The sequence below is a fragment of the Micromonospora violae genome (assembly GCF_004217135.1).
Classification (GTDB): Bacteria; Actinomycetota; Actinomycetes; order Mycobacteriales; family Micromonosporaceae; genus Micromonospora; species Micromonospora violae.
Map to the genome: position 1 here is coordinate 1,083,792 of NZ_SHKK01000001.1, position 22,919 is coordinate 1,106,710.

Annotated in this window: 20 protein-coding genes and 2 pseudogenes; 10 read left to right on the forward strand and 12 right to left on the reverse strand. The window is 67.3% G+C overall.

Features of this window, described 5'->3' with window-relative positions; all coding sequences use genetic code 11:
- Positions 1–298 precede the first annotated feature (298 nt).
- Positions 299–1,396 carry a hypothetical protein gene (locus EV382_RS04845; protein WP_130400414.1) on the reverse strand — a complete coding sequence of 366 codons (1,098 nt, stop codon included), beginning with the start codon at positions 1,394–1,396 and terminating at the stop codon, positions 299–301.
- 244 nt (positions 1,397–1,640) lie between these two features.
- Positions 1,641–2,377, reverse strand: a pseudogene (locus EV382_RS04850) (transposase family protein).
- 312 nt (positions 2,378–2,689) lie between these two features.
- Here EV382_RS04850 and EV382_RS04855 point away from each other — a divergent pair.
- Positions 2,690–3,622 carry a hypothetical protein gene (locus EV382_RS04855; protein WP_130400415.1) on the forward strand — a complete coding sequence of 311 codons (933 nt, stop codon included), beginning with the start codon at positions 2,690–2,692 and terminating at the stop codon, positions 3,620–3,622.
- Between the two features lie 473 nt (positions 3,623–4,095).
- Here EV382_RS04855 and EV382_RS33235 read toward each other — a convergent pair whose 3' ends face one another.
- From EV382_RS33235 to EV382_RS04875, 3 genes are all read right to left on the reverse strand, one after another.
- Positions 4,096–4,545, reverse strand: a complete 450-nt coding sequence (locus EV382_RS33235; RefSeq protein WP_425271865.1) for an IS110 family transposase — start codon at positions 4,543–4,545, stop codon at positions 4,096–4,098.
- A 518-nt stretch (positions 4,546–5,063) separates the two neighbouring features.
- Positions 5,064–5,669, reverse strand: a complete 606-nt coding sequence (locus EV382_RS04870; RefSeq protein ID WP_130400416.1) for a hypothetical protein — start codon at positions 5,667–5,669, stop codon at positions 5,064–5,066.
- A gap of 211 nt (positions 5,670–5,880) precedes the next feature.
- The gene (locus EV382_RS04875; protein ID WP_130400417.1) at positions 5,881–6,315 is read right to left on the reverse strand and encodes a hypothetical protein; all 435 of its coding nucleotides are present in this window, start codon (positions 6,313–6,315) and stop codon (positions 5,881–5,883) included.
- A 295-nt stretch (positions 6,316–6,610) separates the two neighbouring features.
- Between EV382_RS04875 and EV382_RS04880 the strand changes: the two genes are divergently transcribed.
- The 4 genes and pseudogenes from EV382_RS04880 to EV382_RS04895 all read left to right on the forward strand — a co-directional run bounded on the left by EV382_RS04880 (position 6,611) and on the right by EV382_RS04895 (position 10,756).
- Entirely contained in the window at positions 6,611–6,985 is a 375-nt protein-coding gene (locus EV382_RS04880) for a DUF4259 domain-containing protein (RefSeq protein WP_130400418.1), read from the forward strand.
- Between the two features lie 105 nt (positions 6,986–7,090).
- Entirely contained in the window at positions 7,091–7,594 is a 504-nt protein-coding gene (locus EV382_RS04885) for an AAA family ATPase (protein ID WP_130400419.1), read from the forward strand.
- Between the two features lie 29 nt (positions 7,595–7,623).
- Positions 7,624–8,744, forward strand: a pseudogene (locus tag EV382_RS33240) (IS630 family transposase).
- 473 nt (positions 8,745–9,217) lie between these two features.
- A complete protein-coding gene (locus EV382_RS04895) occupies positions 9,218–10,756 on the forward strand; it encodes an ISL3 family transposase (RefSeq protein ID WP_208758309.1) in 1,539 nt (512 codons plus the stop codon).
- Positions 10,757–10,848: 92 nt separating this feature from the next.
- On the opposite strand, the gene istB is transcribed toward EV382_RS04895, so the two are convergent.
- Both istB and istA read right to left on the reverse strand, forming a co-directional pair.
- Complete coding sequence (gene istB, locus EV382_RS04900; RefSeq protein ID WP_130400420.1) at positions 10,849–11,643, reverse strand: IS21-like element helper ATPase IstB; 795 nt, start codon at positions 11,641–11,643, stop codon at positions 10,849–10,851.
- Positions 11,644–12,924: an IS21 family transposase gene (gene istA, locus EV382_RS04905; RefSeq protein ID WP_130400421.1), complete on the reverse strand. Its 1,281-nt coding sequence runs from the start codon at positions 12,922–12,924 to the stop codon at positions 11,644–11,646.
- 989 nt (positions 12,925–13,913) lie between these two features.
- Between istA and EV382_RS04910 the strand changes: the two genes are divergently transcribed.
- Positions 13,914–15,056: a hypothetical protein gene (locus EV382_RS04910; RefSeq protein WP_130400422.1), complete on the forward strand. Its 1,143-nt coding sequence runs from the start codon at positions 13,914–13,916 to the stop codon at positions 15,054–15,056.
- Positions 15,057–15,063: 7 nt separating this feature from the next.
- Here the strand turns inward: EV382_RS04910 and EV382_RS32570 are convergent, their stop codons facing one another.
- Positions 15,064–15,204 (reverse strand): hypothetical protein, encoded by a 141-nt coding sequence (locus tag EV382_RS32570; protein ID WP_165435710.1) that lies wholly within the window; start codon positions 15,202–15,204, stop codon positions 15,064–15,066.
- Positions 15,205–15,356: 152 nt separating this feature from the next.
- On the opposite strand from EV382_RS32570, the gene EV382_RS04915 reads away from it, so the two are divergent.
- Both EV382_RS04915 and EV382_RS04920 read left to right on the forward strand, forming a co-directional pair.
- Positions 15,357–16,586: a DUF6880 family protein gene (locus tag EV382_RS04915; protein ID WP_130400423.1), complete on the forward strand. Its 1,230-nt coding sequence runs from the start codon at positions 15,357–15,359 to the stop codon at positions 16,584–16,586.
- Between the two features lie 60 nt (positions 16,587–16,646).
- Positions 16,647–17,210: a UPF0158 family protein gene (locus tag EV382_RS04920; RefSeq protein WP_208758310.1), complete on the forward strand. Its 564-nt coding sequence runs from the start codon at positions 16,647–16,649 to the stop codon at positions 17,208–17,210.
- A 45-nt stretch (positions 17,211–17,255) separates the two neighbouring features.
- Here EV382_RS04920 and EV382_RS04925 read toward each other — a convergent pair whose 3' ends face one another.
- From EV382_RS04925 to EV382_RS04935, 3 genes are all read right to left on the reverse strand, one after another.
- Positions 17,256–17,921: a nucleotidyl transferase AbiEii/AbiGii toxin family protein gene (locus tag EV382_RS04925; protein WP_130400424.1), complete on the reverse strand. Its 666-nt coding sequence runs from the start codon at positions 17,919–17,921 to the stop codon at positions 17,256–17,258.
- The gene (locus EV382_RS04930) at positions 17,921–18,277 is read right to left on the reverse strand and encodes a hypothetical protein (protein ID WP_130400425.1); all 357 of its coding nucleotides are present in this window, start codon (positions 18,275–18,277) and stop codon (positions 17,921–17,923) included. Before EV382_RS04930 ends, EV382_RS04925 begins: the two co-directional genes overlap by 1 nt.
- Before the next feature lie 451 nt (positions 18,278–18,728).
- Positions 18,729–19,862, reverse strand: coding sequence for a site-specific integrase (locus tag EV382_RS04935; protein ID WP_130400426.1), 1,134 nt, complete (start codon positions 19,860–19,862; stop codon positions 18,729–18,731).
- 183 nt (positions 19,863–20,045) lie between these two features.
- Between EV382_RS04935 and EV382_RS04940 the strand changes: the two genes are divergently transcribed.
- Both EV382_RS04940 and EV382_RS04945 read left to right on the forward strand, forming a co-directional pair.
- Complete coding sequence (locus tag EV382_RS04940; RefSeq protein WP_130400427.1) at positions 20,046–20,852, forward strand: protein phosphatase 2C domain-containing protein; 807 nt, start codon at positions 20,046–20,048, stop codon at positions 20,850–20,852.
- A gap of 801 nt (positions 20,853–21,653) precedes the next feature.
- The gene (locus EV382_RS04945; protein ID WP_130400428.1) at positions 21,654–22,034 is read left to right on the forward strand and encodes a hypothetical protein; all 381 of its coding nucleotides are present in this window, start codon (positions 21,654–21,656) and stop codon (positions 22,032–22,034) included.
- Between the two features lie 15 nt (positions 22,035–22,049).
- Here the strand turns inward: EV382_RS04945 and EV382_RS04950 are convergent, their stop codons facing one another.
- Complete coding sequence (locus EV382_RS04950; protein ID WP_244236905.1) at positions 22,050–22,898, reverse strand: integrase core domain-containing protein; 849 nt, start codon at positions 22,896–22,898, stop codon at positions 22,050–22,052.
- Between the last annotated feature and the right edge of the window lie 21 nt (positions 22,899–22,919).

Genomic DNA, 22,919 nt, shown 5'->3' on the forward strand with positions numbered 1-22,919 from the left:
GCAGGACACGCCCTAAGCGGAGGTTGCGTCGGTCGTGGAGCTTACTACGAGCGAGCCGGCTCGCCGACTACGCCGCGGCACGCCTCGGTGGTGGAGACGTCCGTTCAGCGCGGCATGAACCGCCGATGGTGAACGTGCACCGTGGTGCGGCGTGAAGGGTCATTGCGGCGGACGGGCCCAGGGCATCCCATAGGGCTCGTTGGATTGGTTTTCGGCCGCCTGCGGATGGGGTGTTAGATCCACGATTCCTTCCTTACCCTTGGCTGCGCCGTCATTTGCTGGCGCCGACTTCGAGTTGTTAGTCGCCGGGGAGGATCACCTTCGTGTAGTCGGGTAGTGAGGTCAGCACGCGACGCTGGCCGGTGGCCGGATTGGCGGCGACCAGTTCAACGGCGTCTGCGGTCCAGCGTTGCAGGAGGACTGCGGTGCCGGCGAGGCCGATGAATTCCTCGCCCTCGTCGCCCTGGGGCGTTACGAGGTCGATGCGGCCGGCTGGTTTGCCGGACCGCAGATCGACTCCGACCAGCGTCATGGGAAGCGCCGCAGACGCTTTCTGCGGTTGGCTGGCTGGGCCGTCTTCCTGAGGGGCGACGAGAGCCCATACGGTCGGCGGATCGCCTCCGCCGCGTACGAGCGGGACGAGTGCGTCGCGGATGTCGCCGGGTCCTGCCTGTTGGGTGGTGGGGATCGACACCGAGCGGGCGTTGCGGCCGTCGATGTCCTGGATCGTGATGGTGAGTTGGCTGCGCGGTTGGTGGTTCGGGCCGAGGGCGAACTCGGTGGTGGCTACTTCGCGTCCGTCGATGAATGCGAGCATTCGGCGGGGTGGCATCGCGGGTAACGCAAGCGGGTGTAGCTCCCCGGTGGGCAGGGTGAATGTCGTGAAGGTCTCGCTGGTGCGGGTGCTTTGCCCGAGCAGCATCGTTTGTCCGTCGGACGACCATTGCCGTACCTCGTATCCGGGCGGGACGGCCAGGTCGGTGGTGCCGGTGAGGTCGCGGATCCACCATTGGCGGTCTCGGCGTTGGGCTAACCACTGCCCGTCGGGGGAGAGCGCCTGATTGACTTCGCCCATGGTGGTCGGCCCGACGCTGAATTGGTCACCGGTCGCGGTCACCAGGTAGGTCGGCAGTTGAGGTAATTCGCCGCTCGCCGCGGTGAAGCTGTTGGGGTCGCGGATTTGGTAGAGGAGGGCTCCCCGTCCGACGGCCCGGTCGGTGGGCAGGACGGTCGGGGTGGGCGGTGGCAGCAGCCGGTCGGGCAGCCCGGAGAGGAGTTCCGGGCCCGATTCCAGGGTGGGGGCTTCGGCGGAGGCCGGTGAGCGGGTGGCGATCGTCCGCCAGGCCGTCACCCCGGCGGCCCCGGCGAGCAGCAGCCCGGTGAGCGCGACCGCCAACCATCGCCGACGTCGGCGTGGTCCCGACGGCGTAACGGGTTCCGGTCCCGAAGCCGTGGATTCCATTGTCGTGCCCCCTCGATTCGGGTGTGCTGCCGGCGCACAGCACACGGGAGAACCGCCGGTGGGTCAACGGCCCGATCGGACCCGACGCCTAACCGTGATCTTGGGAAGTGTTGATCCCCGGTGAAGTACCTCGCGTAGCCGGGCGCGGAAGGCGCTCGGGTCCTACAAGGAGCCATTTTCATCCTGCGTAGCGGTGGGCTTCGACGTGGTGCAGGACGAGGATGGCCTGCATGATCGCGGTCGCTCGGCGTGGGCAGCAGCGCAGCTTGACCAGGCTTTTCCAGGTCTTGAGTGTGGCGATTGCGCGTTCGCCTCGGGCGTGGATCTTCGCGTGGGCCCGGTTGACCGTCTTCTGTCGGCGTGACAGCTTCGGTCGGAAGCGGCGCCGATTGAACGGGGTGCGCATGCTGCCGTGGGTGCCTTGGTGGCCCTTGTCCGCGAAGGTCATCACGTCGGCGCTGGTCAGGGCGTTGATGATGCCGTGGGTGCGGGCGGCGGTCAGGTCGTGCGTCGAGCCGGGCAGCGCGGCCGAGGCCCAGACGAGACGCCCGGCCGCGTCGGCGATGACCTGAACGTTCACTCCGTGACGCTTGTGTTTTCCGGAGTAGTACGGCTTCTGGTTGGCGACCCGGTCGATCGGGATCAGGGTGCCGTCGAGGATGGCGTAGGCGAGCAGCCGGATCCTGGTCATGGCCGTGGCCAGGTCGTCGGCGGTCGCGGCGAGCAGATCGATGGCCTCGCGGACATAACGCCAGGCCGTCGTGACGCCGATCTCGAATCCGGCGGCCAGGCGGGTCAGGTGTCGCCGTTGCGTAGGTGGGCCAGGGCGAGCAGGGCTTGCCGGCCGGGGTCGAGGCGTCGCCACCGGGAGCATCGCTGCTGGCGGCGGGTTATCGCCGCAGCCGCCGCCGGCATGTCCGAACGCGCCACCGCCGCGAAACTCGGCGTCGCTCAACCAACCGTCCACAGCTGGCTCGACGGCCGCAACGCCGCGCCCATGCCCGCGCCGACCATCAGCGGGCGGGTGTGGCCCCTCTTCTCCAAGCTCCTCCGCACCGGCATTCTCAACGACGCGCTCGTGCCGACCAGGGTCGTCTCTAGCGCAAGAAGTAAAAACGGCCGCCGCCCGCCTCGATCGGACCCACCCCAATCAGCCCGGTAGGGCCTCGGCGGCCTACGTTCGATGTGGCACGATCCCGGGCGTGGATCTACCTGGGGCAAGGTGACATGGCACTCGACATCACATACGGCCGACCTGAGTTGCTGGCGGTGCGTACCGCGGCCCGCGGTGGTGATTGGCCCGGCCTGATGGATGCGATCACGGCCGGCGTATCCGATGACGAAGATCGGTCAGACCGCGTCGAAGTTGCCGTGCAGACCTTGATCGGGCGATGGAAGGCCGTTGTCCCGGCCCAGTTCGAGCAGTACATCGCCTCGCTCGGAGCAGACGCTACCGCGTACCTGCTGCGGGGCGCGCTGGAAGTCGAACGGGCTTGGCTGTTACGCGGCGGGGCTCTTGCCCGCTACACCCGCAGCGAGCAGATGTCGAGCTTCCACCACGGTCTGCACTGTGCCCAGGAGCTGCTGCAGGCGTCGGCCGCGCTGGCGCCTGCGGACGCATCGCCCTGGGTGTGGCTACTGCAGCTGGCGCGAGGGCTGGAGATCGGCCCGGAGCGTACCGGCGAACACCGCGAGGAGCTGGCCAAGCGCAGTCCCTACCACTTTCGCGGGCACTATCAAGCAGTCATGTCCGTCACTCCGCACTGGGGATATTCCGCCGCCTTCACGGCACAGTGCGCGCGGGAGTGGACCGACGGCCATCCCATCGGTTCCCCGACTCACGCGTTGATCCACATCGCAAATTTCGAACGCTGGCGCCGCGACAACACCGGCACGCCCCTGCGGAAGGACGTCGACGCTCTCGAACGCACCCGGCAGGCGTCGACTCGGATGAACCTGGCAAGCTGCGAGCGGCCCGGCGAGATACTCGCTCACAACTATGCCGCCGCCTGGTTCAGCGTCATAGGCGACCGGAAATCGGCCAGGCCACACCTTGCCTTGATGCGGGGCCGGGTGACCCGATGGCCCTGGAACGACGTGGGCGCCAACCCCATGGCCGTCTACCGCGTTCACCGGCTGCGGGCAGCGCTCGGCATCTGATCCAGCGTGCGGTTAGCGTACCTCTGCGGTTTTGGGCAGCAGTCGACGGTGCCCTATGTGGCCTGGCAGGGAAGTGTGCGCAGGTCCTGGCGGTATAAAGCCATTGGTTGGTTTGGCCGTGCAACTGGGAGCAGATTGGGCGCAGGTTGGCGAAGAGCTCACCGCGACCGAAGTGCTCACCGACGCCGGACAGAGACGAGAGCGTTGAACTGCGGTGATGCGGTCGGGCGGTGCGGTGTGAACTCCCAGTAGAGGTCGAAGTGGTCAGGCGTCTACTGCTCCGGGATGGCTGTCACCGGCCGGCTTTAGCTCTTTGTCTGCCTCCTTGGAGCGCCGGTAGATCCGTTCGAGGTCACCGATCAGCTCCGCGGCGACCCGCCGTCGAGCCTTGCCGACCGCGTCACGGGGCCGGACCGCGGCCAGCAGTGCCTTGGCCTGGGCGGCGGACAGGTTCTTCTTCGCTCCGCCGGGAATCAGTTCCAGCAGCAGTTGGTGCAGCTGGACACCGTCCGGGTTTGGTCGACGCCGAGGGAGCGACGCCGGTCGACCAGGATCCGCAGCAGTGCGAGCTGCTCGTCGTTGACCACCGGGCGCAGCCCGGCCATGCGGGCGCCGACCAGCGCGATGGAGTGGGCGTCGGTGGCGTCGGTCTTGCGGCCCTGCCCGGTGGCGAACACCCGCGCCCTGGCCGACAGCCTCGGCGGGACGTCGACGACCTGCTCGCCGTCGGCCAGGAGCCGGCTGGCGATGTGCCGGCTTATCCCTTGGCAGCCCTCGATCGCCCAGATCCGGTTCGGCCATTGGTTGGCGTACTCCCTCATCGCCGCGTAGCCGTTGCGGTCGGTGTCGAACCGGCCGCCGCCGACGATGGTCTCGTCGCCGGCCATGACCTCGATCGTGGCAGAGCGCTTGTGCGGGTCCATCCCGATGACCACACGATCTGACGTGCCACTCACCGCGTCCTCCGATGCTCGATCCACCTGGGTTGTCGAGCCGGGAGGGCAACGCTACTTCGAGCCGAGCAGACCCCTCTTGAGCCTCTCCCCGCCCTGGGGCGACGCCCGGGCCGCGCAGGCCAAATGAGAGCCACAGCCCGGGCGCCTCGACCGAAGCCTGGCCGGGCCACGGTCGCAGGTCAATGAAACAAGTAGCCGTTGACAAAGTGCGGTGATCGTGGGCGTGCTCGCGCTGGAGCCAGTTGCCGTTCCCCGTTGTCCTCCCGGGCCCGCTGCCATGGCGGCTGTGGCGTCGTCGGTCATGCACTGGTAGACGATGTCGGACAGGCGTCGTTTCAGGGCGCGCATCACTTCCATCGATGTCTCGCCGGAGGCATTCTTGCGGTCGAAGTAGGCGCGTCCCTCGGTGGGGTTGCGTAGCTGGACGGTGGCCATGATGTGCAGCTGGCGTCGAGCGCGCTCCAGACAGACGGTCGACCATGCCATTAGCCGTAGGCAATTCCAGCGTGATCGAGTAGACGACACATATCGTGGAAACCCTCCGCGCAGGCATCAACGACAGCGTCATGCCGGCCGGAGGTCTTCGCGTACAGCAACAGGAAGTACGGATCGACGAGGTCGGGGGCATAGATGTTGGCCTCGACGACCTCGCCGCTCACTGCATTATCGAACTGGCAGTGCTCTCCGTGCGGGTACAGGTACCAGGTCGCGTCGTGATATCGCACAGACTCCGGGGGATCCGCGTCGATGTCGCTCGCAGGTGACGAACCAGCTTCCATCTCCGCGACGAGCGCGGCTGCTACCCGGCGGAACTCGGCGACAAGGTTCTCCAGAGCCGTGCGTACGGCAGCGGCTTCCGAGTCGCTGACGAGCTGCAGCACAGTGAGGATCGACCCCTGGCGTCCCGCGGAGGCGAAGACGGTCATATCGGGCTGGAGCGCAACCCGTAACGCCCGCGCAGCGGCCGTGGCAGCCGGCATCGTGACGGTCTCGTCGAGGACGACGATCAGACCGCGGCCGCGGGCGACCCGCCGACGAAGGTCGGCGGGGTCCGGCACTCCTGCGGCAATCGCGCCGGCCCCTGTGTCCATGCGGCAACGCTAACTCGAACACATTCGCCAATCGGAATGGCCGAGGGCACTCAACTCGGGCGTCGAGGAGTCAGCACTTAGCGCGATGGATGAGCTTGTGACGGTCAGGTCAGCGACCGGCCAACAGCATCGAGCCGAGGGCCTTCGTCGCCGCGCTGCTTGACGGGTGCCAATGACCCCAAGCAGGCGGTCAGAACCTGGCCGGTCCCGCTCAATCCTCGGCTGCCGGCGTAGCTGCCGGGCCCGCCTGATCGGCCTCCCGGCTCGCGAGCGCGAAGCGGCGGACGAACTCGACATCCTCGTCCAGGTGCAGGGCGGTGACTGGCGCATCCTCCATCGGCGGCGTCTCGGTGCCGACCGAATATCGCGTACGCACCACTTCGCCGTACGGGCCCTGCTCGTCGATCTCGGCGAGGATGAACGGGGTGCCGGCAGCCCACCTCCCGGAGGCTGTCCAGGTGTACCGCAGCTCGACCTCGCCGTCGCGGGGGCAATCCCAGGTGAGTTGACTCACCGCAGCGCTGCCGGTGTTGGCGACCGCCGTCCAGCCAGTGCCGTCACGCCGAAGACAGACCCAGCTCGACTCCATCGCACCGTAGTCGTACGGACTGCTGTCCCAGAATCCCACAAGGTTCTCGTCCCGCATGAAGAGCATGATCGCAGAAGCGAGACGACGGAGTTCCGACGCGGATCTCTCGCGTGCGCACCGATCGACCCAGCACTGGTTCGGCGTGCCCATGGTTCGGGCGGTGCGACAGCGCGCCGGCGCCGCGCTCACACCATCATCCCGACGACCGAGACGATCGCCTGAGGCAGGATTACGGCGGCCGGTGCGCCGGTGATCAAGGCGGCCAGGGGCGGGCCCCCACTCCGCCACTGCCACAGGTCGTACCGACCTGGTTCAATCCGCAGGACAAGCGAGCACGACAGGCGGAGGGCCAATGGGAAGCTGGGGCAACGGCAACTTCGACAACGACACCGCGGCCGACCATCTGGGGATCTTGACCGACCGACTCATCGCCGAAGTCGCCGAGGCGATGTCCGGCGACCCCGTCGAGATCGAGCCCGACGAGTACTGGGGCGTCGCCGTGCCCTGCAATCTCGAGCTGCTCCACCTCATTGCGCAACAGAACTACGTCGGGGCCAACCTGCCCGACCCGGACACCATCGCCGACTGGAGAACCAAGTTCCTGACCGTCTGGGAAGGGGCCATCGACGACCTGGAGCCCACACCCGACCACAAGGAACAGCGGCGCGCTTACCTCGTCCGAACCTTCGACCAGCTCGCCGAACTGGCCAAGGCCGAGCAGGCGTAACGCTCCGGCCGTCTCCCGGATCAGCGCGAGGGACGGCACTGCGGGCAGCACCGCCAGGCCACACAATGCGAACAGGTACGCGCCACCGCCGTCCGCATACCCGGCGTGGAACTTGGCGTCGCCCGCGATCAGCGGCACCTCGAACGCCCGTACCAGGTGCAGCGGGGATCAAGCCGGTCATCGCGCGCGCGAACGAACAAGTTCCCGGATGTGATTGGCTTTGCGTCGGGATATGGTCTTCGCGGGGAGGTCGTGCAAATGATTGCCTCGAACGTGGACGCGCGCCACGGCCTACTCGGACGTGATGCCGAGGTGACCCGGATTCGCCAGCTGTCGACTGCGCCGGGAGGTCCGGTGTTCGTCATGGTGACCGGCGAACCGGGCATCGGAAAGTCTCAGCTCCTCGCCACCTTCGCCCGGTTGACGGCCGACCGACCGGCGCTCGTCGGTCGGGCCACCGAGTTCGAACGCAATGCCCCGCTCGGACTGGTCCTCGACGTGCTGGCCGATGCGGATAGTGCGCTGTCCATGAACGTTCACCGGGTCGGTGACACGCCGGGCGGCGTGCGTTCGGATGAGGTGGTGAGGGCTCACTCTCGACGGCGGTGATGGAGACCGTTGAGAGTGAGGTGGGTGGATTGGCCGAGCCGGTACGGGCACGGCGGTTGACGGAGGACGAGGGCCGCAGGCTGCAACAACTCGTGCGACGAGGCAAGCATGACTCCGTCCGGGTCCGACGGGCGATGATCATCATGGCGTCGGCGTCCGGGACACCTGTCGCGTCGATCGCTCGGTTGGTCGCTGCGCATGAGGACACCGTCCGTGACGTGGTCCACCTGTTCAACGAGATCGGACTACGCGCGTTGGACCCTCAATGGGCGGGAGGCCGTCCCCGCCGGATCAATGACGACGATGAAGCGTTCATCGTCGCGACGGCCACTACGCGTCCGAGCAAGCTCGGGCGTCCGTTTACCCGCTGGAGCCTGCGCAAACTCGCCGACTATCTCGCTACCGACGCCAGCCGGCAGGTGATCATCGGCCGGGAACGGCTCCGGCAGCTGCTGCGCGACAACCAGGTCAGCTGGCAGCGCACGCGAACGTGGAAGGAATCATCGGATCCGGACTTCGACGCCAAACTCGACCGGATCGAAGAGGTGACCAGCCAGTTTCCGCAGCGGTGTTTCGCCTTCGACCAGTTCGGGCCGCTGTCGATCCGCCCGCACCACGGTGGTGGGTGGGCGCCGCGATCGCATCCGGACCGGCTGCCCGCAACCTACAAACGCACGCACGGTATCCGCTACTTCCACGGCTGTTACCGCTTCGCCGACGACCAACTCTGGGGGCGTGATGCGCCGCCGCAAGGGCGGCGACCACACCCTTGTCCGCCCTGAAATCGATCCGGGCCGCACGTCCGGACGGCGCGCCGATCTACGTCATCCTGGACAACCTCTCAGCGAACAAGACCCCGGCCATCCGCCGATGGGCGGCCCGGAACAAGGTCGAACTCTGCCTGACCCCGACCAGCGCGTCGTGGGCGAATCCGATCGAAGCCCAGTTCGGGCCGCTACGCACCTTCACCATGACGAACTCGAACCATCCGAACCACACCGTCCTGGCACGTGAAATGCAGAAATACCTGCGCTGGCGCAACGCCAACACCCGTCACCCCGACGTCCTGGCCGCCCAACGCCGAGAACGCGCCCGCGTCCGCAGCGAACGCCAACACCGCTGGGGCCGACCCCGCACCAAGGCCGCCTGACGACTCAGACCCGGCGAACGTTCATGGGCAGCGCACTAGAGGTGACAGAGATTCCCCTGGGCTACGCGCCCTACCGGGTTGCCGAGGACAAGTAGCGCCGGCCAGTGTGCCCCTTGCGTCAGTTCATTTCACGCCAGGCGGATGGTCGCGTCGATGTCACGCGTCCCTTGACACGCTGTGCGCTGCTGGGTAGACGGCTTTCGTGATTGCGTCGATCTCTGTGGTGGATGTCGCCAGGAGATGGAGGAGGGCTAGCCATGCGCATCTGCGTCGCCTGTCGAGTGGACCAGCGCACCGTTGTTCGTATCGGCAGTTGGGGCGTGTCAACGGCGGACTGGAACTGGATCTGGCCCACTTTCCGTGATCAGGACTGACCCGGCTCGGGGTACCAAGTCCACTGTGTAGGGTGCGTCGTGCGATCGGCTGATCTTGTTGCGGTCCTGCCTCATCTGGCACCTGTCGTGGTTGAGCGAGTGGATCGGCAGTCAGCTGGCCTGCGGATATGGGCGCGAGCGCGAGCCCGTCGTGCGGCGTGTACCGGTTGTGGGCGTCGGGCCCGGCGGGTTCACAGCCGCTACGAACGTCGACTCAGCGATGCCGCGGTGGCTGGCCAGCCGGTGGAGATCCGGTTGCGGGTCCGCCGGTTCTTCTGCGACACGGTGCGCTGCCCGGTCCACACGTTCGCCGAGCAAGTCAGCGGGTTGACCTGCAGGTATGGGCGGCGCAGTCCGCTGCTTCGCCAGACGCTGGAGAAGATCGGGCTGGCGCTTGCCGGTCGAGCGGGTGCCCGGCTGGCCGGCCGCCTCGGTCTGGTGACCAGCCGCAGCAGCGTCCTGAGGCTGGTCCGCGCCCTGCCCGACCCGCCGGTCGGGAGGCTCACCGCGGTGGGCGTGGATGACTTCGCCCTGCGCCGAGGCCACCGCTACGCGACGGTGCTGGTCGACGTCGACACCCGCCGGCCGATCGATCTGCTACCCGATCGTGAAGCGGCCACCCTCGCCACCTGGCTGGGGCAGCATCCGAGCGTGCAGGTTATCTGCCGAGATCGCGCCAGCGCCTACGCCGAGGGCGCCCGCACCGGTGCGCCCCAGGCTATCCAGGTGGCCGACCGGTGGCATCTGTGGCACAACCTCGCCGAACACGTCGAGAAGACCGTCGCCCGTCACCACCGCTGCCTCACCACCGCGCCGCCGCAGCCCGCACTGACGGCCACGGAGGACCTGATCCAGGTTGCCGTCGATGCCACTACCCAACGGGCAGAGCAGGGACTGTTGGTGCCTCGAACCCGGCGCCGTTATGAGCAGGTTCAGGCGCTCTGGGCTGAGGGCCACAGCATCCGGGAGATCACCAGGCGACTCGACCTCGCCCGCGGCACCGTGCGCCGCTTCGCCCGCGCCGGCAGTGTCGATGAGCTCCTGGCCAAACCTCGCGCCGGGCGGCCCAGCATCCTCGACGACCACCTCGACTACCTGCACCAACGCCTCAACGATGGCATCACCAACGCCACCGAACTGTTCGCCGAGATCCGCGCCCGTGGCTACCGCGGCAGTGCCACCACCCTGCGCACCTACCTGCAACCCCTACGAGCTGTCGCCACGCCACCACCAGCCCGACCCCGGCCGCCGAAAGTTCGCCGGATCACCGCCTGGTTGCTGCGCCACCCCGACGCACTGCACCCTGACGACCAAGTCGGCCTCGCCACGATCCGTGCTGCCTGCCCGCACCTGAACGCTGTTGCGGACCACGTCAACGCGTTCGCGGAGATCCTTACCGGCCGCCACGGGCACCGCCTCAATGCCTGGATCACCGCAGTGACCGCAGACGACCAGCCCGACCTGCACTCGTTCATCGCTGGTCTGCGCCGTGACCACGACGCCGTCCTCAACGGCCTGACCCTTCCCTACAGCTCCGGCGTCGTCGAAGGACACGTCAACCGAATCAAAATGATCAAGCGACAGATGTATGGCCGCGCGAACCTCGACCTGCTCCGCAAGCGAGTCCTGCTGAGCTGACCGGGTCAATCCCGATCACGGAAAGTGGGTCAGATCCCTGGAACTGACCCCCTAACGACGGATTGGGATTGACCCCCCGCAGGTCGTTCGTGCTACTTGTCGCGGTCCTTTGCGAGGAGTTCTCGGCGGGCTCTGGTGCGGTAGGACTCGCCTGCGAGGGTGAGGACTTCGGCGTGGTGCACGAGGCGGTCGATCATCGCGGCGGCGACGACTTCGTCGCCGAAGACTTCGCCCCACCGCCCGAACGGCAGGTTCGAGGTGACGAGGATGGAGCCGGTCTCGTAGCGAGATGCGACGAGTTGGAAGAACAGGTTCGCCGCGTCGGTGTCGAAGGGGATGTAGCCGACTTCGTCGACGATGATGAGTTTGTAGCGGCGGATCTTCTTCAGCTCGGCTTCCAGGGCGCCGCGGTGGTGGGCTCGGGCGAGGCGGTCGATCCAGTTCGTCGCGGTGTCGAACAGGACCGAGTAGCCGGACTGGGTGGCTTTGATCCCGAGTCCGATCGCCAGGTGGGTTTTGCCCAGGCCGGGCGGGCCGAGCAGGATCACGTTCTCCGCTTTCGGGATGAACGTCGCCGTGGCCAGGTGCGCGAGGACGTCCTTGCGCAGGCTCGGCAGGTGGTCGAGGTTGAAGTCTTCCAGGGTCTTGATCGCTGGGAAGTGCGCGGTGCGGATCCGCATCGTCGTGCCGGCGGACTCGCGGTCGGCGACTTGCCGTTCCAACACGGCGGCGAGGTACTCCTCGTGCGACCAGTTCGCCTGTCTGGCCTGGTCGGCCAAGGTCTCCCAGGTCCGCCCGATGGTGGGCGTCTTGAGGACTCTGGTGAGGTAGGAGAGCTTGGATCCCAGCCCGTCCGGTGTCGGTCTGCTCTTCGTTGTCGTGGTCATCTACGTCCCTTCGGCTGCGTTTTTCTGGACCGCCTCACGGTTGGGGCGGGGGTCGAAGTCCACGCCGAACAGGGCGTCGTAGTCCGGCAAGGCACGGATCGCCACGACGTGTCCATCGGCGTGAGAACGAGTCGAGGCCTGCCGCCGGCGGGCGGCCAAGTCCTGGCGCAGCAGCCGGGCGGTGGCCTGATGCTCGGGATCGGTGATCGTGCGAGCGTGACCCCAGTCGCGGTCGTGATCAGCCACGACCTGCCCGGCGCACGAGGCGACCATCCGGGCGGGGGTGGCGAGCACGTCGACGAACCTGCCGATGCACCGAGGGTCCACGGAGTAGTCGTTGCCGTCGATACGCACGTAGTAGTCCCGCCCTAGCCGCACCCGGTGCGTGAGCCCGATCGCCGGCGCCACCGGCGGCAGAGCCACCATCGCGGCCCGGTCCGCCGCCCACCTGGCCGTGGGCGTCGTCGAGCCGATCGCCCGCAGGACGCAGGTGTTCGCGCGCTGCACGAGCCAGTCGCTGATCTGAACGTTGAAGTCGAACGGCGAGGTGAACACCCGCCCGGGCAGGAACGAGGTCTCGAAGAACCCGTTGCGCCGCTCGACCAACCCCTTGAACTCCGGATCCCTGGGCGGGGCCAGGCGAATGCGCACCCCTATCGTCCCGGCGAACGACGCCGCCTCCGTCGTGAGCTTCCCGGTACCGCCGATCGCGGCCTCCCGGTCCCAGACCAACGTTCGTGGACAGGCGCCCCACCCGGCGACGATCTCCCACATCCCCGCCAGGATGTCTCCGGCCTTGCGACTGGGGATCATGACCGCGTCCGTGACTCGCGAGTACCCGCAGGTCATCGCGAGCACCGGCAGGATCCGCTCAGCCCCGCCACCAACCGGGATCGGCTGAGGTGGGAACCACAGGTCACACTGGGCAACCTCGCCCGGGTCGTACTCCACTCGATCGGTCGGGTCCGGTGGAACGAACAACGGACGCAGCTCCCGAACCCGGTCTTTCAGGATCGTCAGCGACTTCGTCCACCCGATCCGCTCAGCGATCACCGTCGCCGGCATCCGCGGGAACTCCGCGAGCAACGCCCGGATCTGCGGCTCGACCTCGTCCACACACGAACCGCGAGGGCCACGCTCACGCGACGGCGGCGCATCAGCCCGAAGCGCCGAACGGACCGTGTTACGCGCCAAACCCAACCGCCGCGCAATCTCCTTGATCGGAACACCCTCAGCCCGATGCAACCGACGGATCTCAGCCCAGTCTTCCAATGCGATCACCCCTCCAGCCTCGGAGGGGTCAGTCCCAATCCGCCGCTAGAGGGTCAGTCTCAGCGCGTCGTCGACAGGGGCGTGCCGCACGGTACTCCCGGGCACCAGGTCAACTACCGCTGGAGAAACCTGTCCGCCTGTCCTCGGTGTGGGGCCGGCCTTCTCGTGTACTTCGATCATGATTGTTTCCACCAGCCCTGGGAGGAGCCGTGGGACATGGACTGGTCGTGGCCGATCGCGGTTGACGGAGTTCAACGGTTGAACGCTGCTCTTGCCCGGTGCCCGGATCCGTTGCAGCCGTCGTGCGAGTGCCCTGTGCACCGGTCGTTGCGGAACAGCATCGAGAGCGCGCCGTCGCGTGCGGTTCCGGTGACGGTCGTGCTGACCGAGGAAGGGCTGCCACAGTTACGGTCAGCACCCATGCGGTGAGGTGGGCGCGGCACGGTGGCAGGGCCAGCGGGGCGATCAGACCTGGTGGGATTCTGTATGGGGCCCCCGGTTTACCCCCCGAAAACCCCGCTCAATCGCTGACGAAGGGTGACAACGAGTGATGAGCGCCAGGCGGTGTCTCCGCAGCTCAGCGACCACTTCGGCAAGCAATGACAAGCTCGATCTGATTACCTTCGGTAACAAGGGGTCGTCGGTTCGAATCCGGCCGTCCCGACCGGTTGACCTGGGGAGATGAAGATCTTCTCCGGTAACGGCGGTAACATCCGGTAACGGATGATCTTTGTTCGCCGTAACGGCGATGATCGTTGGCGACCATGCTGCTGAATTTCGAACGCTCTGACCTGCCGTTTCGTCTGCGTCCTGGACGGAGCGGCATTTCGGTCTCTAGATTCCGCGTCAAGTGCTGCAGCTGCTGCCAGATGTCGCTTCGTTGGGTGGCTCGGCAATCCTCCTCACGGCAGGGCCGTCGGCTGGCGCCTCGTGTTTCCGGGGAGTTGGTGGGCAGGGGGGCAGATCCCGCGGGTTCCGCGTCGTGGTAGGAAAAGGCCGTGCCGACCGCCGTTGATGATGATCTGTTCGACCGTGCGGGTGAGCTGAAGCAGCAGCTGGTGGCGTTCTCACAGCAGCGGCGTTATGACCGGGCGTTCGACGATGTGCTGGAGGATCAGCATGACGGTCGGGTTCCGCTCGACGAGCACACCTTGATGATTTTGTGGGACTACTTCGTCCTGGAGCATCGGCTGCCAGACGGCCGGACGGTGGTGGAACAGTTCGTCGCCGCGCACCCGGAGTTGTCCGAGCAGGAGCAGCGGATGCTGCTCGGGTGGCGGGACGTGGTGCAGGGGCCCTTCGAGGTGCAGAGGCGCGACGGGGCGACGCTGGTCGTGGTGAACCTCGTGGATGACCTGACCTACCGAGTGCGTTCCAACATGGGTCCGTCGGTGTTCCGACGCACGCCGCGTCGGTCGTTTCTGCTCGCTCGGCTGGTAGCGGTGGGCGAGGAGTGGATGATCAGCGGCCCGATGAGCGTGTGGCGGGCACAGGAGCGGGACGTCGCTTACGAGATGGCGTTGGAGATGTCGCTGCGTGTGCCGGAGGCGGTGTACCGGAACCCGGAGAAGCTGGCTCAAGCGTGGGAGCTGCAACGTCAGGATCGGGATCGGTTTGTGCGGTTCTTCGGCAGCGACCTGGTGGTGGTGACTGGCGATCAGGTGGCCGACCGGATGACCGGTTTCTACGCGTTCTGCCGTGCCGAAGTTTCTGGCACGTCGTCCTCTACCGTGGCTGCTGACGATGCGGTGTTCGAGTTGCCGCCGGATGTCGTGGATGCGGAGACGGTGGCGATGATTTACGACGAGGTCGACGGGTTGGGTTTCTACGCCGAGTTCGGGTTGGTGGAGGCGGCGTTCGCGGATCCGGATTTGCTGCGCCGCCGTCGCTATCGGGAGCACACGCTGGCGTACCTGCAGGATGACAGCGTCGGCCCGCTGGTGCTGCGTCGGCTGGCCGCGCGTGATCCCGAGCGGGCCAGTGTGGTGTTCCGGCGGCTGTTGAAGAAGCCGCGTTTCGACTGGACCCGTGACGGCGAGGTACTTCTCCGCGCATACAAGCCGGAGTACTCCCGACGGGCGCCGCGACCGCGGGTCAGCCCAGTCAGCGAGCGGCTGGCCGCGTACGCCGGCCGTCGCTGAGGCGCCGTCAGGTGCTGGGCCAGGTCCATTCGGGTCTGGGCCGGGCTGGGAACGGGGTGAGGCCGAGGTAACGCCGGTAGGCGGCGTGGATCCAGGCGGTCACCGTGTGCGGCGGGAACGCCAGGTCGGCGAGGGTGACCTCGCCCATGCCATCCGGGCCTTGGCAGGTGGCGGCGATGCCGCGTGCCTCGTTCGTGTAATCGATCGAGGTGACGGTGACCGGAGTGCCCAGCAGGGTGGCCGGGGTGGGATAGGGCGGCGCGTTCCCGCAGCCGAGTCGCGGTCTGCTGAGATGGACAGATGACCGGTGACGAGCTGACGGTGTTGGTGGATCGGCTGCGCTGGGATCGCCGGCGGGATCCCTACCGGGGTCGACGGGAGTACTCGCAGACCGCCCGGCAGGTGGCCGAGGAGTGTGATCGGTTGGTCGGCGAGGGTCGGGCGGATCTCGCGGTGCCGGTGTTGCGCAAGGCCGTCGACCGCATCACGCGGGCCCTGATGTATCTGGATGACTCCTCCGGGATCATCGGAGATGACCTGCAGGAGCTCATGGACCTGTACGCGAAGGCATGCGTGGCGGCACCGCCGAACCCGCTCACCCTGGCCGGTTGGCTGGTCAGGCTGGAGTGCGACGGTCCCGGCTGGCCCCGCGTCCGACTGGCCGACTTCGGTCCCGCGCTGGGGAAGCGGGGGATCGCGGAGGTGGAGCGGCTGGTCACCGAGCGGGCACGTGTGGCCGACCCGGAGTCGTGGACCGGCGCGTTCGCGGTGCGTGACCTCCGTGAGCAGCTCGCCGAGGTGTCCGGGGACGTCGACCGGTACGTCGCGGTGCTGGCCGAGCATCTGGCCAGCGCCGTGCAGTACCAACGGATCGCCGAGGCGTTACGTGCGGCAGGACGCCGGGACGAGGCGGTCGACTGGGCCCGGCGGGGCGTGGCCGCCAGCGCGGGCTCGCCCTACACCGACCGGCTCCGCGACATCCTGGTCGACATGCTCGTCGGCGCCGGCGACACGCCGGGTGCCGTGCGGGTCCGGCGGGAGGAGTTCGCACGGCATCCCACCGCTGCCGGGTACCGATCCTTGATCGACGCCGTGGAGACGGCCGGCGGCGACGATCCGACGACGTGGGCTCTGGGGGTGCTGCGTGAGCGGATCACCCAGCAGCCGGCGTACGCCTCCGAACTGGTCGACGTGCTGCTGACAGTGGGCCGTGACGACCAGGCATGGCAGGAGGCCCAGCGCCACCGGCGGTGGCTCGGCGGGCCGCAGTGGCAGACCTTGCTGCAGAGGCGGGCCGTGACGCATCCGGAGGAGGTGATCCAGCCGTACCGGGACCTCGTCGAGCAGGCGATCCTCGATTCGGCCGACAGACGGCGCTACCGGCGGGCGATCGCGTTGCTCCCCGCCCTGCGAGCGGCGTACCAGGCCACCGGTGAACATGCGGTGTTTGGGAAGTACCTCGCGGAGCTGCGGGTTGAGCACAAGCGCCGGCCGACGTTCCTCAAGACCCTCGACGCTGCTGGGCTGTAGCTGACCGGTCTCCCGATTCCGGGTTGCTGGTGCAGTAGTCAGTTCGCAGCCTGGGCCGCCGTGCTGCTGATCGGCCGGGCTGGCCGTCTCGCGGTCGAGACGGAAGTGGACCTACCGTGGTTGCCGACGACCACGGCAACGGGAGTGGACAGCATGCTCGATGTACGCCGCCTCGATCTCGAGGAAATCGCCACGGCGCTGCAGGACCAGAGCGCATACGAGTACCACTGGCTCATTGACCCGGCCAGTGGGGAGATCATGATGTGGACGGCCGACGGCGGCATCGACGGGAAGACACCGGTGGACCTCGACGACCTCGACCTGGTCCAGATCGAGGCGCTACCGTCCTCCGTGTGGCACCGCGACATGGCCGACTTCGCCGAGCGGGTCAGCGACGAGCAGGTGCGCCGCAGGCTCCAGCGAGCCATCCAGGGCAGAGGCGCGTTCCGCCGGTTCAGGGACGAACTGCACGCGGAGTACCCGCACCTGCTGACAGCCTGGCATGCCTTTCAGCGGGCCCGGGCTACCCGCCGGGCCATTGACTGGCTTCTCGACAACTCCCTGATCGATGATGCTGCCGCGCGCAACTGTCGAAGCGAGCACCGAGATCCGGACGTGCCGTGAGGCGAGCGGGCGAGTAGGCGGATCCGCGTGGCAGTAGGTAGGTCCCTACTCGATTTCTCCACGTAGTGCGGTCCGCCATGCGGAGACGCGAACCCGCATGGCGGCGATCTCATTCGGCGTCAGACCATAGTCGGCGAAGTCTTCGTCGTCGAAGCGGTCGACGTGGCGAAGCATCGCGGCGAACATACCTCGGTCGAATCCGTCGTCGGCGGCGTGTGCGAGCTCGCACAGCTGGTCGAGGGTGTACCGGCCACTGCCGATGGCGGCATCGATGTCGAGGAAGTCACGGGCAGCTGCGCGGTTGTAGAGGGCGTCCATCTTGCCGGCCATGACGTCGTCGGGGTGCAGGACCGGCCCGATGTCCATCTGGACGGGCGGCTGCGCGCGCCAGTTCGCAACCAGTTCCACACGGTGCTGCTGGTCCGGGCGGGCTGGGTCGGTGACGTGCAGCCGAGCGAACGTGTCGAGTCGAAGGTCGATGTCGACGCGGTAGCCTTCGGTGCGGTAGGCGGCGATCACCTCGTCCACGGCGAGGGGGAAGTCGGCGCGGCGTTGCCAGTCGGCGAACAGGTCGACATCTTCGCTGGGGCGGTCGAGGATTCCGTGTGCGGCGATCGCGTGCCCGCCGGCCAACGCGAACCCGTACCGACCGCCGACCTGCAGGGCGATTCGCGCCAGCCGGCGATGGATCGGTGGGGTCTTGTGGGCCACTACGCGGCGTGTCGGCGAGCGTTGGCCAGCTCGGGGAATCGTGCCTCCCACAGTTGGCGAACCTGCGGGGGTACCACGAGGCCCGGCCACAGACGCAGCAGGGTCGCGCCGTCCAACCATCGGGTGAGGTCGTCGGGTGCGGTGGCCTCGCGTAGCACGGTCTCGTACATACTTGCCAGGCGACGCGGGCTGTTCAGGTCGTAGCGCGCCCGCCCGGACCAGTCGAGCCGGCGATCCAGGCTCACCACCCCGGTCGTTGGTCCCCGTAGATCGTCGAGCCGGCCGGCGACGACGTAGGGCCGCTGGTCGGCGTAGCGGGAACCGGCCGGTGCTCCGCCGGTGTTGGCACCACCCATGGTTGACCAGCCTCCTCAGGCTGTTTCCTGACGACAACGCCAAGACCCACGTTAGTCGACGTTGCTACGGGGAGGGGATCGCGTCACTGTGTCGGGCCGTCCAGTCTGTGATCGACGGCCGGGAGTTGCCGGCGATCGCGCGACGCAGGTGCCCGGCCGGACTGCCTGGCATGGGAAGCGCTTGACGATCCGCGGTAACGAGCCCGGTAACGGAGAGGATCGCCACCTGCGGATGAGGCGGTAGGCCGCGGGACGGAACAGCATTTCGGGCCGCCGTTTATGTCTGCTTCTAAGGATATTTCGACTTGTTCCGACATTGCGTGACAGAATCGTTGTAAAACTGGGGGTCAAGGGGTCGTCGGTTCGAATCCGGCCGTCCCGACGCACGTGAGGGGCCATCTCGGAAGATCGAGACGGCCCCATTGTCGTACCTGGGTGACTAACTGAGTGACTACGCCTCAGCGGCGAAGATCCGGTCCGTGGCGACTGCGCCGCCCAGGAGCACCGGCCGTAGTTGGTGCCGGTAGACGGCTTCGGTGACCGTCGTACCGGAGTGGCCGCAGAGGTCCGCGATCTGTTCGAGGCTCATGCCGCTGTCCGACAGTAGGGACACGAAGCTGTGCCGCAGTTCGCGAGGAGTCCAGTCGCGCGGGTCGAGGCCCGCTTTGGCGACGACGGGGCGGAAGGCCCGAAGCACGTTGTGCCGATCGAGGGCCGTGCCAGCGGTAGAGGCGAAGACGAGGCGGTCAGCGGCAGGCTGGCCTTGGCGCTCGTGGTGGGTGGTGAGCGCGGTGACGCACCGGGCCGGCAGAGCCAGGGTGCGACGCGACTTCTTGGTCTTGGTGTCTCCGTCGGCGCGGACCGAGCGCCAGACCTGAATGGATGGCGGCACCGGGGGATCATTGTCCGGCTTGCCGGCGAGGTCGACGTGTGCCCAGGTGAGGGCTCGCAGTTCCTCGGTGCGAGCGCCGGTCAGTAGTGAGACGACGATGTAGGCGTGCAACGAGCTGCTCTCGGCAGCGATGAGAAGCGCCTTGGCGTGGTCGAGCGTCAGCGACTTCGAGGGACGGCCGCCGCGACCGGTGGGCACTTCGCAGAGTGCCACAACGTTGCGTTTGACCCTGTCGCGCGCCATGGCTCGATTGACGGCGCGGTTGAGCAGCGAGTGGAGGAGCCGCAGGGTGCGGGTGCTCAGTCGTTGGGCTTTGCCCATGAGCCAGCGGTCGACATCGGTCGCGCTGAGATCCCGCAGCTTCCTCGCGCCGAGGTCGCTGATGATGTGGGAGCGCACAAGGGTGGTGTAGTTGGCCTTCGTGCTCTCGGACTGGTTGCTCAGGCCGTAGGTGAGCCAGTCGGTGAGGGCGTCGGCCACGGTGTGTCCGTCTTGGACCAGGGCGAGGCCGTCTTCGTAGTCGCGGATCTTCTCGCGCAGTTTGGTGCGGGCTTCGGTCTTGGTTTTGCCGCTGCCTTTGCGCACGATGCGTTTGCCGGCTGGGGTGTAGCCGACGGTGATGGTGGCGATCCAGCGTTGCCGGGACTCGTCCCAGTGCAGGCCGCCTTCTCCTCGGGCGCGGCGTTTGGTCATCGGGTGCCTCCTTTCTGGGCTTCGTGTTCGAGCAGGTCGACGTAGGCGGTGATCGCGGCATCGGGACGAGGCGGGTGCGGCCTTGGTTCTCCTTGCTGCTGGCCTGCACCTACGATCCGAAGAAGCGGGCCGTGAAGAAGGTCGACGCGTTGACGCCGATCTACCGCAGCGAAGGGTGGCCTGATGCACGTCTCGACTGCCTCGGAGGCTGGCAACCCGAAGTCGCCCAACGAGGACTGGGCCATGGCCAGCGAGAACCTGATCGTGGTTCTCGACGGTGCCACGGCTCGCACCGGCACCGGCTGCGCCCACGGCATCGCCTGGTACGCCGCAAAGCTCGGCTCTGCTCTCGCCGGCCTGGCCGCCGACCGCGACTCGGAGTTGGTCAACGCGCTGATGTACGGCATCCGGTTCACCGCCGACCAGCACCGCGACACCTGCGACCTCAGCCACCCAGGGACACCATCGGCCGCCACAGCGGTACTCCGGCTCAAAGACACGGCGTTGGAGTACGTCGTTCTTGGTGACGTCACGGTGCTGATCGACACGGTCGACGGCATCCAGGTCATCACCGATGACCGGGTGGACAAGACCGCCCGCGCAGAACGTGACGAGGCCGATCGGCACCCGTTCGGATCGGCCGAGAAGCAGGCGGCACTGCTGCGGATGAAGCACGCCGAGTTGGCCGCTCGTAACCAGCCGGGCGGGTACTGGGTGGCAGCGGCCGATCCGTTCGCGGCTCGACACGCGATCACGGGAGAACTCCCACTCGACAGCGTCCGACGGGTCGCCGTGCTGACCGACGGAGCCGCTCGCCTGGTGGCCATGTTCGGTCTACTTGACTGGCCTGACGTGCTTGACGTCCTGGCCCAGGACGGACCGACCGAGCTGATCAGCCGAGTCCGGGCCATTGAGGCCGCCGACCCGTCTTGCATGAAGTGGGCGCGCAACAAGCGCAGCGACGACGCCACCGCCGTATACGCAGCCTGAGCAGCGATTCCGCGATCAGCACCGCCGGCTGCCGGCGTGTGACCCGACAACTGATGCGCGACGGTCCTCCGCCGGGTGATCTGCGACAGGCTCCAGCAATCTAGGGGCGGAGGTTGGGCCGACGAAACGCTTCGTCATGTCGATGCGCATGCGTCCGATCGCCGTGCGGATGCAGCCGTTGTGGAAGATTCGGACATTCGCCTACGGCACCAGATCGCTTGCGCTGATGGGTCATGCTGAGGCAACCGGGGCAGCGGCCGATTGGAGTGAGACCATGCCGACGTTCTGGCTCTGGACCGCAGTGGGCGGCGTAGCGCTGTTGCTCGTCGTTACGTCGGCCGTTGTCGTTGTGCGACGCCGGGTGGCCCGCGCATCGTTGACCCGTGACCCCGTCATGCGGAACGCACAGCGAGCTATGGCCGAGATGCAAAACCAACGCCGGCGTTCCAACAAGGGCACGATCCGGGGTGAAGGCGGCGGTGGGGACGCGAAGACAATGTATGACGCTGCATATGGCTCGGACACCTCCACCGGAGCCTAATCAGATCTACGCCCCCCGCGATCCGGCGCATTAATCTGCCGGGATTAGCGCGGAGGTGTCGCAGATCAGTTGGCGGAGGACCGTCGCACATCAGTCGACGGAGGACACGCCGGCTGCCGGCGATGCCTGGTCTCGGATGATGTTTGACGGAGCGGCGTCGGAGGATCCTTGACGCCAGGTCGTGATCGATTAGGTCTACTGCCTATGGCCGATGGTAGGGCTGGTCACCCGCGTGAGGCGGAAGGGCTAGCGTGTTTCGTGTGCCTGAGGAACCCGACGAATATTTTCTGATGCACGAGGAGTCGGTGTTGGCCAGTCTGGTCGAGCTGTCCGGCGTCGAGATTCTGTGGTGCGACGACTTCTACGATGGAGCGATCGACGGGCTGGCCCGGTGGGATGGGCGGGAGTTCTGGTTTGCGGGGGTCTATCCACTGGACCATCGCCCCCGGCGCTATGTCCTGCATGAGATCAGGGCCGTGGGCGTCGAGGCGGCGTCAGCGCTGCACCGTCAGCTGGGCGCATACGCTGAGGCCTCCCGCCACGGACGCTTGGACTCGACACAGGAGAGAGCGTGGGGCCAGGTGTGGGCGAGCCGGCCGGATTATCGCGGTGCCCCGGCTGTTGGGTGGTTCACCGCCTAGCCTCAGGCTCAAGGTTCAGCCAGTGGTGCTGATGCGGTGGTGCGCCTTGGTGCGGTTCAGGTCGGTGGTGCTGCGTCGGGGGACGGCTTTGATCGGAGTGTCGGCGTCGTAGACGGTGACGGTGTGCTCGTCCAAGGCAACGGCGACAAGCTTGCGGGCGTGCACGACGCCGACCTGGATGCGTTGCCCGGCGACGTGGATGCTGCCGTTGACCGACACGACCCGGTCGACCTCGACGGCGGTGGTCTGCTGTTCGACCTGAGGTAGTGGGGGCGGTCCGGCGGGAGTGCCGCCGTCGGCCAGGAGCCGGGCGAGGTCGCGTTGGGACAGCCGGGAGGGGCTGGACTTGATGCGGGCGCCGTCGGCGGTCAGGACGTGCAGCCGGTCGGTGCCGACCCAGATGGTGACCGGGGTGCCGGCGAGGGCGGGGCCGAGCCACACCTGTTGTTGGGCGACGGTCAGGTTGCCCGACGGTGGCACGACCCGAACGAGTTGCACCGGCTGGGAACGACCGGTGGACACGGTCACCGATCCGGCGTCGACCTCGACGACGGGTGGCGTCCTCGGGGCCGGTGGTGCGGTGGGCAGCAGCCCGGACGACAGGCGCAGCGGCAGGGCCTCTGTTCCGGAACGGTTGCGTGCAGGGGTGGGTCGGTGGAATCGGTCGGCGGGAAACTCGTCGTCGATGCCCTGGTGCGGCCGGTCGTAGTTGTATTCGGCGACGAACACGTCCACTGCGGCTTGCGCCTGCTCGATGGTGGCGAACACCCGCCCGTCCAGGCACTCGCCCTGCAGGCTCTGGTGGAACCGTTCGACCTTGCCGGTGGTGGTCGGGGAGCGGGGTTTGGTGTTGCGGGCAACGATGCCGTTTTCGGCAACCGGTGA

What these genes read in the sequence shown, in the direction of transcription:
- EV382_RS04855 (WP_130400415.1), top strand. Translation starts at nt 2,690, where the DNA reads ATGGCACTCGACATCACATACGGCCGACCTGAGTTGCTGGCGGTGCGT.
- EV382_RS04880 (WP_130400418.1), top strand. Translation starts at nt 6,611, where the DNA reads ATGGGAAGCTGGGGCAACGGCAACTTCGACAACGACACCGCGGCCGAC.
- EV382_RS04940 (WP_130400427.1), top strand. Translation starts at nt 20,046, where the DNA reads ATGCACGTCTCGACTGCCTCGGAGGCTGGCAACCCGAAGTCGCCCAAC.
- EV382_RS04935 (WP_130400426.1), bottom strand. Translation starts at nt 19,862, where the DNA reads ATGACCAAACGCCGCGCCCGAGGAGAAGGCGGCCTGCACTGGGACGAG.
- EV382_RS04875 (WP_130400417.1), bottom strand. Translation starts at nt 6,315, where the DNA reads ATGCGGGACGAGAACCTTGTGGGATTCTGGGACAGCAGTCCGTACGAC.
- EV382_RS33235 (WP_425271865.1), bottom strand. Translation starts at nt 4,545, where the DNA reads ATGGACCCGCACAAGCGCTCTGCCACGATCGAGGTCATGGCCGGCGAC.
- EV382_RS04930 (WP_130400425.1), bottom strand. Translation starts at nt 18,277, where the DNA reads ATGGGTGGTGCCAACACCGGCGGAGCACCGGCCGGTTCCCGCTACGCC.
- istB (WP_130400420.1), bottom strand. Translation starts at nt 11,643, where the DNA reads ATGACCACGACAACGAAGAGCAGACCGACACCGGACGGGCTGGGATCC.
- EV382_RS04870 (WP_130400416.1), bottom strand. Translation starts at nt 5,669, where the DNA reads ATGGACACAGGGGCCGGCGCGATTGCCGCAGGAGTGCCGGACCCCGCC.
- EV382_RS04915 (WP_130400423.1), top strand. Translation starts at nt 15,357, where the DNA reads ATGACCGGTGACGAGCTGACGGTGTTGGTGGATCGGCTGCGCTGGGAT.
- EV382_RS32570 (WP_165435710.1), bottom strand. Translation starts at nt 15,204, where the DNA reads ATGGGCGAGGTCACCCTCGCCGACCTGGCGTTCCCGCCGCACACGGTG.